11 protein-coding genes are annotated in these 12,767 nt (G+C 67.1%); 4 read left to right on the top strand and 7 right to left on the bottom strand.

The window, feature by feature from the left end; genetic code table 11:
• Nucleotides 1–10 precede the first annotated feature (10 nt).
• A complete protein-coding gene (locus LRM18_RS02145) occupies nucleotides 11–1,447 on the top strand; it encodes a serine hydrolase domain-containing protein (RefSeq protein WP_270950425.1) in 1,437 nt (478 codons plus the stop codon).
• Between the two features lie 193 nt (nucleotides 1,448–1,640).
• The gene (locus LRM18_RS02140) at nucleotides 1,641–3,749 is read left to right on the top strand and encodes a TonB-dependent receptor (RefSeq protein WP_270950423.1); all 2,109 of its coding nucleotides are present in this window, start codon (nucleotides 1,641–1,643) and stop codon (nucleotides 3,747–3,749) included.
• 48 nt (nucleotides 3,750–3,797) lie between these two features.
• Here LRM18_RS02140 and LRM18_RS02135 read toward each other — a convergent pair whose 3' ends face one another.
• Both LRM18_RS02135 and LRM18_RS02130 read right to left on the bottom strand, forming a co-directional pair.
• Entirely contained in the window at nucleotides 3,798–4,316 is a 519-nt protein-coding gene (locus LRM18_RS02135) for a hypothetical protein (RefSeq protein WP_329849411.1), read from the bottom strand.
• 425 nt (nucleotides 4,317–4,741) lie between these two features.
• Nucleotides 4,742–5,317, bottom strand: coding sequence for a TetR/AcrR family transcriptional regulator (locus tag LRM18_RS02130; protein WP_270950420.1), 576 nt, complete (start codon nucleotides 5,315–5,317; stop codon nucleotides 4,742–4,744).
• Between the two features lie 69 nt (nucleotides 5,318–5,386).
• On the opposite strand from LRM18_RS02130, the gene LRM18_RS02125 reads away from it, so the two are divergent.
• A complete protein-coding gene (locus LRM18_RS02125; RefSeq protein ID WP_270950418.1) occupies nucleotides 5,387–5,932 on the top strand; it encodes a thioesterase family protein in 546 nt (181 codons plus the stop codon).
• Nucleotides 5,933–5,935: 3 nt separating this feature from the next.
• On the opposite strand, the gene LRM18_RS02120 is transcribed toward LRM18_RS02125, so the two are convergent.
• The 3 genes from LRM18_RS02120 to LRM18_RS02110 all read right to left on the bottom strand — a co-directional run bounded on the left by LRM18_RS02120 (nucleotide 5,936) and on the right by LRM18_RS02110 (nucleotide 8,556).
• The gene (locus tag LRM18_RS02120; RefSeq protein ID WP_270950416.1) at nucleotides 5,936–6,658 is read right to left on the bottom strand and encodes a hypothetical protein; all 723 of its coding nucleotides are present in this window, start codon (nucleotides 6,656–6,658) and stop codon (nucleotides 5,936–5,938) included.
• A 96-nt stretch (nucleotides 6,659–6,754) separates the two neighbouring features.
• Nucleotides 6,755–7,543, bottom strand: coding sequence for an SGNH/GDSL hydrolase family protein (locus LRM18_RS02115; RefSeq protein WP_154330871.1), 789 nt, complete (start codon nucleotides 7,541–7,543; stop codon nucleotides 6,755–6,757).
• A 47-nt stretch (nucleotides 7,544–7,590) separates the two neighbouring features.
• Complete coding sequence (locus tag LRM18_RS02110) at nucleotides 7,591–8,556, bottom strand: DUF2268 domain-containing putative Zn-dependent protease (protein ID WP_206632428.1); 966 nt, start codon at nucleotides 8,554–8,556, stop codon at nucleotides 7,591–7,593.
• Nucleotides 8,557–8,694: 138 nt separating this feature from the next.
• Between LRM18_RS02110 and LRM18_RS02105 the strand changes: the two genes are divergently transcribed.
• The gene (locus tag LRM18_RS02105; protein WP_270950412.1) at nucleotides 8,695–9,678 is read left to right on the top strand and encodes a hypothetical protein; all 984 of its coding nucleotides are present in this window, start codon (nucleotides 8,695–8,697) and stop codon (nucleotides 9,676–9,678) included.
• 15 nt (nucleotides 9,679–9,693) lie between these two features.
• Here the strand turns inward: LRM18_RS02105 and LRM18_RS02100 are convergent, their stop codons facing one another.
• Both LRM18_RS02100 and LRM18_RS02095 read right to left on the bottom strand, forming a co-directional pair.
• A complete protein-coding gene (locus LRM18_RS02100; RefSeq protein ID WP_270950410.1) occupies nucleotides 9,694–10,014 on the bottom strand; it encodes a hypothetical protein in 321 nt (106 codons plus the stop codon).
• A gap of 198 nt (nucleotides 10,015–10,212) precedes the next feature.
• Nucleotides 10,213–12,675: a prolyl oligopeptidase family serine peptidase gene (locus LRM18_RS02095; RefSeq protein WP_270950409.1), complete on the bottom strand. Its 2,463-nt coding sequence runs from the start codon at nucleotides 12,673–12,675 to the stop codon at nucleotides 10,213–10,215.
• Nucleotides 12,676–12,767: the final 92 nt, after the last annotated feature.

Raw genomic sequence — 12,767 nt, 5'->3', positions numbered from 1 at the left:
GATCGCCGCGATGTACCGCACCTTTGTTGCTGCATTGCTCTGCGCCCTCTTCGTCGTTCCGATCGCTTCGGCGCGTGGCCTCACCCCTGACCTCTCCACTCAGCTCGACGCCCAGCTGCAGGCCAACCGCGAACGCTACGGCATCGCCGGCCAAGCGGTACTGGTCGCACACAACGGCCAGGTGCTGTACCAGGGCGCCAGCGGTGAACGTGATCCCGCCACCCATGCGCCCGCCACCGTCGATTCCATCTTCGCCGCGCAGTCGATGGCCAAGCTGCTGACCAGCACGCTGGTGATGCAATTGGTCGATCAGGGCAAGCTGGATCTGGATGCACCGGCCAGCCGCTATGTGCCGGACTTGCCCGCAGCATGGCGGGCGATCCGTGTGCGCGATTTCCTCAACCACAGCTCCGGTATCGCCGAGTACTACGAGCGGGTGGACAACCGCTGGGTGAGCAGGGGCTACACCGGTGTGGCGTCGGATCTTGCCGCTGCGTTGAAGGTAGCCGCCGCGGCACCGTTGCAGTTCGCCACCGGCAGCCGCGTGCAGTACACCCAGGCCAACTACCTGGTGCTGACCGCCTTACTGGAGGCGCATTACCGCAAGCCCTACCCGGCCATCGCACGCGAACGCATCCTGCAGCCGCTGAAGATGACCAGCACCTCATGGGGCGCCACCAGCGTGCCAGCCCAGCGCGCGGCGGTGCCGTACATCGGCAAGGATGGCGCGCTGCAACCGGCCAATGAAGATCCCTGGCCCAACTACGGCTGGGGGCATGCCGACCTGCAGACCAGCGTGGGCGACATGAACCGTTTCCTGCAGGCGCTGGCGACCGGCAGGCTGCTGCGCACGGCGACCCTGGAAAAACTCTGGCAGCCGCAGAAACTGAGCGGTGGCGGCAGCAATTTCTTCTCCACTGGCTGGGACACCACCCGCAGCGACGGCTACACCCAGGTCGGCCACGATGGAGGCACCCGCGTCAGGGCGCGGCTGGCCTACAAGGACACGCTGGCCAGCGGTTATTGGGTGTTCGTGTACCTGACCAACGGCAGTGCCCGCAACGTATGGTCCAGCACGCTGGTGGAGAGCACGATGGCTGTGGCTGCGCCGAAGACGTTTCCGCATGCGGTGCTGTCCGAACGTTTGATCACTTACGCGCTGGATGATGACGCAGCCGCTGCGCAGGCGATGCGCGCCTGGTTGCGCGACGACAGCGGGGTGACGGGCGACGGGTTGGAACGTGCGATCAACGCCGGTGGTTATGCCATCCGCGAGAGTCTGGGGGCCGGCAGGGCGCTGAAGGTGTTCACGCTCAACACCGAGCTGTATCCGGATTCGGCCAACGCGTGGGACAGCCTGGCCGAATGCCATGCGGCATTGGGTCAGAAGGAAACCGCCGAGCGGCTGTATGCGAAGTCGAAGACGCTTGCGAAGCCTTCGCGATAGCCCGTTCTGTAGAGCCGCGCCCATGCTCGGCTGCTCTTCGTCGCGATGGCAGACAACCCGCGCTACGCGCGATAGCCGAGCGTGGGCTCGGCTCTACATGAACACGGCGGGCGGCCATACGCCGTCGGTGGGTGACGTGGCGCCGCCGACCTGTTAACTTGCGCGCCACTTTCGTGGTTTACAGCACTCCCGCATGTCGCTCTCGCCGTACCGCCCCACCCCGTCGCCGCTGTTCCTGGCCGTCTGCCTCGGCCTCGCTTCCACCGCCGCGGCCGCGCCGCAGGCCACCACGCTGGATGCCGTGCAGGTCACTGCCGCCGATGCCAGCGCGCAGGCGCGCGAGGCGTTGAAGCGGGTGCCCGGCGCCAGCAACGTCATCGACGTGGCCAAGGCCGACAGCCGACTGTCCACCAGTGCGGATGTGCTGGCCTACCAACCGGGCATCAGCGCGCAGTCGCCGGGCAACGAGGGCACCAAGGTCTCGATCCGTGGCTCGGGCATCAACCGGGGCCCGGGCGCGCATGCCTCAGGCATTGCGGTGTCGATCGATGGCCTGCCACTGACCGGCCCGGGCGGCACGCCGTACGAGCTGCTGGAACCGCTGTGGCTGTCGCGCGTGGAAGTCCTGCGCGGCGCCAACGGTTTCGAGCGTGGCGCGCTCGCGCTGGGCGGTGCCATCGACTACGTCAGCCGTAGCGGTCGCGATTCGGCGGGCGTGCAACTGCATTACGAAGCCGGTAGCCGTGGCTACCAGAAGCGCGGCGTCAGCTGGGGCGGCGTGAGCGGCGATGTTGATTACTTCGTGGCCTACACCGATACCGAGTTCGACGGCTATCAGCGCCATGCGCGTGGCGACGGCAAGGGTGCGATGGCGAACGTCGGCTGGCAGATCACGCCCGACCTGCAGACGCGCTTCTTCGTGCGCTACCGCGAAACCAATCACGAAACGCCCGGTCGCTTGACCCGCGATCAGATCCGCAACGATCCACATGCCGCGAATGCCGCCAACCTGGCCATTGATGCGCGCCGCCCGCAGCCGGGCAGCACCTGGGTGGGCAATGTCACCACGCTGCAGCTCGATGAGGACTCCTCGCTGCAGGCCGGGCTGGTCTACCACACGTACCCGATGGACTTGAACGAGAGCCTGTATCGCCAGCAGCTGGACTACTCCAACCTCAACGCCACGCTGGACTACCGCCATCGCCACCAGCTGTTCGGCCTGGACAGCGAAACCACGGTCGGCCTGCGCGTCACCCATGACCTGGATGCCGATGTGCGCGAGTCGCTGCGCTTTGCCAGCAACGGCTATGCCGCCGGCACGCGCACGCGTGACTTCCGCCACCATGGCACCGACAGCACGCTGCACGTCGGTAACACCCTCGCCTTCAACGACCGCCTGCGCATGCAGACTGCGCTGGCACTGATCAGCACCCGCCGCGATGTTCAGGTGACCTGGCCAAGCAGCGGCGGCCGCCTGCGCGACCACGACTGGGACTACGCACCGCGACTGGGCTTCACCTGGCAACACAGCGCCCAGACCCAGTGGTTCGGCAACCTGAGCCGCTCGGTGGAGGCGCCGCACCCGTGGTCGATGATCTGGGGCTCGAACCAGTACTTCGGGCCAGGCAATGGCCCGTCTACCGGCCGCCAGCGCGCGCCGGTGCCGATGCAGAACCAGACCGCCACCACGCTGGAAATGGGTGCGCGCGGTGATGCGGCGCTGGGTCGCTGGGAACTGACCGGCTACTACGCGCACGTGAACCACGAACTGCTGAGCGTCGAACTGCAACCGGTGCCGAACCTGTTCATCGCCGAGAACAATGCCAGCCCCACGGTTCACCGCGGCATTGAAGCCGGATTGGACAGCACGCTGTGGCAGGCAGCATCGGGCCGTCTGTCGCTGCGCCAGGCCTACACCTTCAGCGACTTCCGCTACCGCCACGATGCACGCTTCGGCAGCAACCGCCTGCCCGGCCTGCCCCGCCACGCGTATCAGGCCGAGCTGCGCTTCGATCACGCCTCGGGCCTGTACGCCGCGCTCAATACCGAATACGCCTCGCGCATTGCCGTGGACTACGCCAACAGTTACTGGGCTGACAGCCATGTGATCTTCGGCAGCCGCATCGGCTTCGACGCACCCGGTGGCCGCTGGCAGGCCTGGGCGGAGATGCGCAACCTCGGCAATCGCCACTATGCCGCCACGGTCACGCCGGGCTATGACGATGCCGGCAGGGATGTGGCCCGTTCGACACCCGGCGAAGGCCGTGGCGTCTATGCAGGTGTGCGCTGGCGATTTGACTGATTCCCGCAGGCGGCGCCGGGTGTAATCCGGCGCCGTCGCTCCCCGGGGTCAGCCGATTCGCCAGACCGGCAGGCGCTCGCTGCGCTTCCAGATGGCAGGCGCAACGCCGATCAATACCAGTGCCGCCAACCACTTCGGTGAGGTATTGAGCACGGTCGAGGTGAGCGAGCCATCGACGGGGGCGGCCACTTCCTGCCACGGGTTGTAGCCCAGGTAGAGGATGCTGCCGGCCCACCACAGCAACGCTCCGCTGATACCGAGCAGCAGCAGGGCCAGGGTGCGACAGGTCCAGCGCTGCGAGGTGGTACCCCATTCCCGCGACGCCGCGACCAGCAGGCCCACCACCAGCAGCGACACCAGGGCCACCAGGCCGATATCGACCTTGTGCCCGATACGCTCGTAGGTGCAGGCGCGGCATCGCGCCTCTTCCGCGGCAGTGGCGGCTTCGGCGCCGTCGGCCTGCCCGGCTGCGGGCTGTGCCAGTGCAGCAAACGGCAACAACACCGCGAGCAACGTCACCATGATCCAACGAAACAACGTCCTGTTCCTGCGTGCAGCGACATCCATGCGCTTGTCCTTGTCAGGGTTGGTTGAAACCGGGCCACGTTCCGGGGCCCCTGCGCCGATCATAGCGCAGGGCCGGGGAGGAACGAAAACCGCGAAGAGGGCCATGGGCGTTTTCCGAACCGGCCAGAGCCACGATCAGCGCCATCTGCAGGCGTGGCCACCTGCGCCGCTGCAGGTGCCGGCGCGCACGCACGGCTTCGCTGCCGCGGTTCATCGGCAATGCCAGTGGGCTGGGTGAAAAGCGGCGCCAGCGCTTCATGCAGCCGCCAGGGGGCGGGAGGCATGGCGGCCAGGAACGTCGGGAACCTGATACTGCATGCGGACATCCTTGCCGGGCACGCGTAGGTGGTGATAGGCGGCGTCTGGCGCGATGGTGATGATCTTCCGCTGACCTGCTGCGCGTCTCCCGCACGCGGATAGCCGGATCAAGGACGCGCGGCCGCCTTCAGCAGCTGCGCGGCCACCTGGTCGAACGGGCCGATGTCCTGCAGCGCGCGGCACATCGCCACCGCCCCCTCCACGCTGGCGATCACCAGGCTGGCCAGCTCACCCGCCGCTGCCGGGGCATGGCCTTCGGCGACGAACGCCGAGGCGAGGTGGCCGTGCCAGCGCGCGAACACCTCGGCGGCCGCGGCACGCGGTTGGCTGGCCGTGGACTCCACCGGCTCTTCCACGGCAGCGGCCAGCACCGGGCAGCCGGCGCGGAATTCTGAGCGCAGCAGACGCTCGCGCCACATCGCCAGGAACTGCTGCAGGCCCTGCGCCGCCCCACCCTCCAGCAGCGCCACCAGCAGCGCCTCGACCTTGTCGCCGGCCATGTGGGTGGCGCGCGCCAGCAGCTCCTGCTTGCCGCCGGGAAAGTGGTGGTAGGTGGAGCCCAGCGGTGCCTCGGCCAGCTTGGTCACCTCACGGATGCTGGTGGCATTGAGACCCACCCGCGCCAGCATCTGTGCCGCAGCATCCATCACGCGTTGGGGCGCATCAGAGGGTCGCGGGCTCACGGCGGGCTCCTTGCTAAGACAGTCGTCATAGACTAGCGTACCGGCCGTTCTATAACAGTCGTCATAGCCATGAATCTCTGGTTCCGCCTGCTCCACCTGCTGCTGTGCAGCCTGTTCCGGCCGAAGCTCGAAGCCCCGTTCGGGGTCTCGCGGCTGCAGTTCCGGGTACTGCCCAACGATCTGGACAGCAACCTGCACATGACCAACGGCCGCTACTGGAACATCTTCGACCTGGGCCGGCTGGACCTGATCCTGCGCATGGGCCTGGGCCGGGTGGCGCTGCGCGAGAAGTGGGCACCGATCGTCGGTGCCGGCACCATCCAGTTCCGCCGCGAGCTCAAACCGTTCCAGCGCTTCACTCTGGAAACGCGCCTGGTGGGCTGGGTCGGCTCGCGCGGCATCATGGAGCAGCGCGTGCTGATCGGCGCCGAGCAGAAGATTGCCACCCGTGCACTGCTGGTCACCGGCATCTACGACCGTCGCGCTCGCCAGTTCCTGGGCATGCCGAAGATGATGGACGCGATCGGCGTGGTCGCGCCGCCGTCGCCGCCGCTCAGTGCGGCCGCCGAGGCACTGCTGGCCGCCGATGCGGCGTTGAAGCAGGACGACGCCTGAGCCTCAGGGAGCCGCAACCGGCATCGTGCGCTGTCCGCGCGATACCACCTGGGTGCGCCCTCCCACGTGCAGCACGTATTCGAAGGACTGCCGCATGCGGCTGTACGCGCCACCCTCCGGTACGCCGTAGTTGGCGCCCACGCTGAGGGTATGCCGGCCCGGCGGCAACGGCTTGAGCATCACCCAGTAGCCGTCAGCGGCGGCCAGCCGTGAGTGTTCGTCATCGGCATCCATGCGGAAGCAGCCTTCGCTGCGGACCCGATGCCTGCGCATGTCGCCCAATGGCTGGCCATCCAGCAGCACCACCGCGCTGATCAGGTAATCGTTGTTGACCGCCGCCCCGGCCTGCAGCTCCTTGCAGGACACACGCTCATCCATCTGGTAGTGCGCCATGTTGATGATCGGCAGCAACAGGTACTTGCCCGCCGGCACCACGCATTCGCGGTGTGGACGGAAACGGCCATTGGTGCCGGCCAGGTTCCAGACCGGTCCTTCCTGGCCCAGGTCACACACACGGCCATCCGGGTCGAGGTAGGGCGCGCCCCCCTGGCCGTCAGCCCACCGCCACCAGCGGGCAGTCCACTCGGCCAATGAAACACCGGCAACGGGTTCACGCGTCAGCGGCGAAGGCGCCGCCGTGTCTGCACTGAACGCCGGCACGGCGGCCAGCAGCAAGGCCATCGTTGCGCCGCCGCGGCGCAGCCACCCCTGGATTCCCTTCCGCATCACCCACCCCATCGTCCCTGGCGGCCACGCTGCGTGGCCGACTTCGGCGCCACTGTACCTTGGCGGGCTGGATCCTGTGCAGTGCGGGTGCTGTGCCTACTCCAGCGCCATTGCGCGCCTGATTGCCGCCTCCGCCAGCGGCGCCATCATTGCATAGCCCTTCGCGGTGGGATGTACGCCATCCGCAGCCAGCGGCGGATCGAGGCCACCGGCCACGTTGGCCATCGGCGCGTAGTAGTCCAGATAGACCAGATGCTGTGCATCGGCATAGCGCTTCAACGCGGAGTTCAATGCACGCACCTTGGGCGCAGGCGTGATCCCCGGCATCCAAGGGTACTCGCTGACCGGCAGCACCGACGCGAGCACCACGCGAATGCCGTGCGCGCGTGCCAGGTCCACCATCGCGTGCAGGTTGTCTTCGATCATCGCCTGCGTGGCCGGACCAGTGTTGCCGGCAATGTCGTTGGTACCGGCCAGGATCACCACCACCTGCGGCTTCAGGGCCAGCACGTCCTGTGGGAAACGCACCAGCATCTGCGCCGTGGTCTGCCCGCTGATGCCGCGGTTGAGCCACCCCTTGCCGGGGAAGAACGCGGCGCTGCCTTCCCTGCCCCAGCCTTCGGTGATCGAGTCACCGAAGAACACTACACGCGGTTGCCCCGGCACAGCGGGGGGCACGCGTGCGTTGGCGTCGCGATACCGCTGCAGCTGCGGCCAATCAGCCAGGCGCTGCTGCATGAAACGAATCTCGTCAGGTTGCAGCTGCACTACCGGCTTGAGCAGCAACGGATTGACCGCGCTCGCTTCAGCGGCCACGGCCGGACCGGTCACGCCGATCCCCAGGGCAAGGGCGAACGTTCTGGCAAGCACGACAGGATTACGCATGCAGACTCTCCCGATTCACGCTGACAGTCTAGCGCTTCGACCTGCGATCAGCGTGCCGCTGAACGTGCCGCCACGCCGGTCACCTTGGCCGGCATCCACATGCCGGGCGTCCAGCCGCTGGCGGCCAGGATCGCCTTTGGATTGTCCTGCTGGATCAGCGCACGCACCGCATCACGCTTGTCCCTGGCCTGCAGGTAATAGGCCTTGGCAATGCGGTAGCCCACCCAATAGCCCAGGTCATAGGGCTCCTGCGAACCGGGTTTGTAGTTGTACAGCCAAGGCGACAGATCGGTGCTGTCCACATCCAGCGCGAAGGCGCTTTCAACATGCACCTCGCGGCCGCGCGTCCACGCCGCATGGCGACTGTTGCCGACGTTGCCGGAAATCAGCTCGGCGATGAACTCGGCGATGCCTTCGCCCAGCGACACCCGCAGCACCGTCGCGCGCGGGTCGCCCGGCTCGAAGTCGGTGAGGCCGGTCTGCTGGATATGGACGTACTCGTGCGCGATCACGTGCACGAACCGATCCTGCACATCGGGATTCATGAAATCCGCCGCGCACAGCGCTTCCAGGCCGATGATCACCCCGCTCTTCGAGGTCAACCCGACCGGCCGGCCACGGCCGACCGCGATGGTCACGGGCGGAAACGCGGCCTGCGGATAGATGGCCTGCAGGTTGCCAAACACCTGCACCAGGCGCTGCTTCACCGCTGGCAGCTCCGCCAGGCAACTGCGGCCGTGCGCATACACCTCCGGCTGGCTGGCCATGGCTTCGGCAATACGCTCGGGCGTCACCCGGCGCGCCTTTGCCAGTTCATCCAGGCCCGTACTGCCGTCGGCCAGGTAGCCGGCCAGCTGGGCGACACTGGGCCTGCCGCTAGTGCTGTCGTAGAGCGCGTAGAAGCGGCTGGCATCGGTGGTGAGGATCTGCGGCCCCGGCGGGGTATCCGCCTGTGCCATGCCGACCGCCCCGGCACAGGCCAGGGCAAGCAGGCAACGCAGGAAACTGGACATCGCTCCGTCCTTGGTGGAGTGCATGCGAAGCGCGCAATCTACCACTCCGCCCGCGCCTCCGCAGCGGGCACATGCAGGCCCTGCGGGGCTGTGCCAGACTGACTCTGGCACCTGCCATGGATGATGGAGCACCGCACGATGATGATCGTTCCCGCGTACTGGGCCGAAGCCCGCCTGCAGGCCCGTTTTCGTGGCCGGCCGGTGGTCGTGCGCCGCTTCGGCTGGTCCGACGAGGGCCCTGCAGAGGCGCAGGCGCATGCCGACCGCCGCGCCAACGAGGCACTCAACGCGATCCTCGCCGGCCAGGCGCTGCCGCGACGCGAAATCCGCAGCAACTACGGCGTGGAGGGCGTACCGATCCGCGAGCAGATCGTGCAGCGCGATGGCGATGTCATCATCACCCGCAACAGCTACGGCGCACTGTGCCTCAACAGCCCCGACGTGCTGTTCGCCGATATCGATCATGCGCAGCCACCGGCCGGTTGCGTGATACCGGCGATCGTCGCTGCGGTCGTGCTGCTTGCCGGTGCGGTCATCGGCACCCTGCTCTGGCACTGGCTGGTGGGCCTGGTCCTGGGCGTGGCGGCAGTGCTGCTGGTCAACGCGGCAGTGCTGATGCGGCGGAAGCAACGCCTGGCCGCCGCCGGCGGCGTTGAAGGACTTGCGTTGACGCGCGTGGACGCCTTCAGCGCACAGCACCCCGATTGGCACCTGCGCGCCTACCGCACGCCGGCCGGGCTGCGCGTGCTGGCGATGCATGCCACGTTCTCACCCGAAGACACGCTGCCGCAGGATTTCTTCAAGGCGCTGGGTACCGATCCGCTATACGCGCGCATGTGCCGGTTGCAGCATTGCTTCCGTGCACGGCTGACACCGAAGCCGTGGCGCGTCGGTCTGCGTTATCGCATCCGGCCGCCAGTGGCCGCGTGGTCAGCCGAACAGGCCAACAACCCGGACCGCTTGGCCTGGATTGCCGACTATGAAAGGAAGAGTGCCGGCTTTGCCGCGTGCACCTACCTGCGCAGCTTCGGCGACACTGCCCGCGTGCATGCCAAGGCCGAGCATGTGCGTGACCTGCATGATCGGCTGTCACGCGCGCAGGACCGGATACCGCTTGCCTGAGCGCAACGGGCGCGCTCAGTCCGCGCCCTGCACGAACGGCTGCCCGGCCAGGGTGGTGCCCAGCCGCACCGCGACCTCTTGACCGTCCTTTCTGAAGGTCGTCGCACACTGCTTTCCGCCCTTCTGGCATCCGACTTCCGGAAAGCCTTCGAGCGACTCAGGCGCGTCCTGAACCGGACCCGCCTGCCAGCCTGCCGCATCCATCAGGCGCTTGGCCTTGGCGTAGGGCATGCCGGCGACGATGCCCAGCTGCGCCAGTTCGGAGGGGAGCGCTTGAGAATAGGCCGTTGAGATCGAGGCCAACGACAGCACAGCAGCGAGGAAGATGGCTTTCATTGCACCGACCTGGAACGAGCACACAGCCTCAGCCTAGCCCATTTGAATGACGCAGGAATGTGCCGGTAACACGTCGTTACCGAGTCTCCACAGTTGAATGCAGAGCACCTCAATCCGTTTACAGGCGAACGCCAGCCGAGCACGGGCTCGGCTCTACAGGATGCAGGAAGGCCGCCCTGAGGCGGCCTTCCCGTTCCCTTACTTGGCGTTCTTCACGTAGGTATCGAACCAGTTCAGCATTTCCGCAACCAGCTGTTCGTTCGATTCCAGCGCGGTGTACCAGTGCGGCTCATTCGGCAGCATCACCAGACGGGTGGTACCGCCATTGCCACGGATCGCCTGGTACAGCTTGCGCGACTGGAACGGCTCGGTGCCCGGGTTGGCGTCGTCCTCGCCGTGGACCAGCAGCAGCGGTAGCTTGATCTTGTCGGCATAGAAGAACGGCGAGGCCTTCAGGTAGACATCCTGCGCCTGCCACACCGAGCGACGCTCGTTCTGGAAGCCGAACGGGGTAAAGGTCTTGTTGTACGAACCGCTGGTCGCCACGCCAGCCTTGAACAGCGTGGTGTGCGCGATCAGGTTGGCGGTCATCAGGCCGCCGTGGCTGTGGCCGGTCACGCCGATGCGGTTGCGGTCGACCACGCCCATGTCCACCGCCTTGTCGACCGCCGCCTTGGCATCGGCTTCCAGCTGCTCCAGGTAGGTGTCGTAGGCGTTCTTCGGATCACCCACGATCGGGAACGAGGCATTGTCGATGATCGCGTAGCCGGCCAGCAGCATCAGCCGGTACGGCTGCAGACGGGTAAAGGTCTGCTGCGAACCGGACACCTGCCCCGCCTGCGCGGCGTTGGCGAAGTCGGCCGGATAGGCGTACAGGATGGCCGGCACGCGCTGGCCTTCCTTGTAGCCCGGCGGCGTGTACAACGTGAACGACAGGTCCACGCCGTCGGCGCGCTTGTAGGTCACCAGCTGCTTCTTGATCTGGCGCACTTCCGGGGTCGGGTCGATCAGTTTGGTCAGCGCGGTGGCGGTGGACGCGAACTGCGCCTCGCCGGCCTTCGCGTCGGCCACCGCCTCACCCTGCTGGCGGATGAAGGCATTCGGCGGATCGATCACCGACTGGTGCCAGGTCAGGTAGCGGCCCGGCGTGTTGCTGAAGCCGAGGAACTGCTCGTAGGCGTCGGCACTGCTGCGGAACAGGCGCTCGCTCTTCAGCGTGCCCAGGTCCAGGCGGTCGAGGAACGGGCGGTCGCCCTGTGGCGACGCACCGCGGCCACTGAGGAACACATGGTTGCCCTCGCGGCGCACGACCTGCGCGCCATTCGGCAGGCGGGTGAACACCAGGTTGCCGGGGTTGGCGTACAGCTCGTCGCTGGACATGTCCCACAGCAGGCGGCCCTCCTGCTTCGGCTGGTCCACGTCGACGATGCGGGTCTGCATCCAGTGGCGGTTCTCGTCGTTCTCGTACTGGAACGCCACGGCCGGATCGGCGGTCCACGCGAAGCCTTCGAAGCGCTGTGCGGTACGGGTGATCTCGACCGGCTTGCCGTTGAACGGCGCCTTCAGCATCAGCACGCGATCGCGATGCGGCACGTTGACCTTCCAGTCGCCCTTGTCCAGCGCTTCGGCATAGACCAGGGTGGCCGGATCAGTGGCGCGCCAGTCGAAACTACGCGGACCTTCCGGCACCCCATGCACCGGCACGCGGTCGGCCAGCGGCAGGCTGGCAATCGGCGCGCTGCGGCCATTGCTGATATCCAGCACGGCCACGTCATTGGCAAAACGCTGGTAGGTCACCGCGTGCGAATACGGTGCCTTGATCGATTCGGTCAGCACGTGCATGCCATCGGGTGCGGCACTGACCTCGTTGAACAATGCCGGCTGGCCGACCGGACGCACGCTGTTGGCGGTGGTATCGACCACGGCCAGCTGCGACGCAGCGTAGTAGGCGAACAGCTTTTCGTCGTGCACGCTGGTCAGCGTGTCGCGGGCTTCGTAGGTACTGCTTTCGCCGCTGCTGCCCAGCGACTCCTGCGCGTCCGGGCCGGTCGGCACGCCGCCATTGGAGGGCGCCGGGCCCTGGTTGGCCGGCACCAGCTTCACCAGCAGGTTGCGGGTGCCGCCCAGCCACTGCACGGTAGAACCGAAGATCGGGTTCAGCTGCACGTTCGGCACCTGCTTCACCTGCCCGGTCGCCGCATCGCCCACCCACAACTGCACGCTGGTATCGACCGCGTTCTGGAACGCGAACTGGCTGCCATCGGCCGACCACAGCGCACCGGTGGCGCAGCCCTGCGGCAGGTTGACCTTGGTCTCCTTGCCAGTGCCGATGTCGACCAGGGTGAAGTCGGCCACGCAGGCCGGAATGCCATAGCCGCCGGGGGTGTCATGGCGGCTGCGGTTCTTGGGCTCCAGGCGCACGCCCGCCAGCTTCAGGTACGGCTGGGCAACGCGGCTGATCGATGGGTAGGTCTGCGCGGTGGTCAGCAACAGGCGCTGGCCGCCCGGAGCCACGTTCGGCGTCGGCGGCGGCGGTGCCTTCAGCACCTTGAGCAGGTGCTCCGGCGGCTTCGCGTAGTCGGCAAGCGCCGGGCCAGCGGCCAGCAGGCCGACGGTGGCAACGGCAACGGCCGCCGCCAGAGAGATTCGACGGATCAGCATCCTTATCCCCTGGGGTGTGAATGGGTACCCGGAATCGGGCATGAACCCGAATCTAGCACCGCAGGGGTTGTGGTGAATGGGCCGGAAGGGCT

Source organism: Stenotrophomonas sp. PI_27 (assembly GCF_027854495.1).
In the GTDB taxonomy this organism is placed as follows: Bacteria; Pseudomonadota; Gammaproteobacteria; order Xanthomonadales; family Xanthomonadaceae; genus Stenotrophomonas; species Stenotrophomonas pavanii.
Note: the sequence above shows the minus strand (reverse complement) of the source record. Positions and strands in the feature narration are given on the sequence as shown.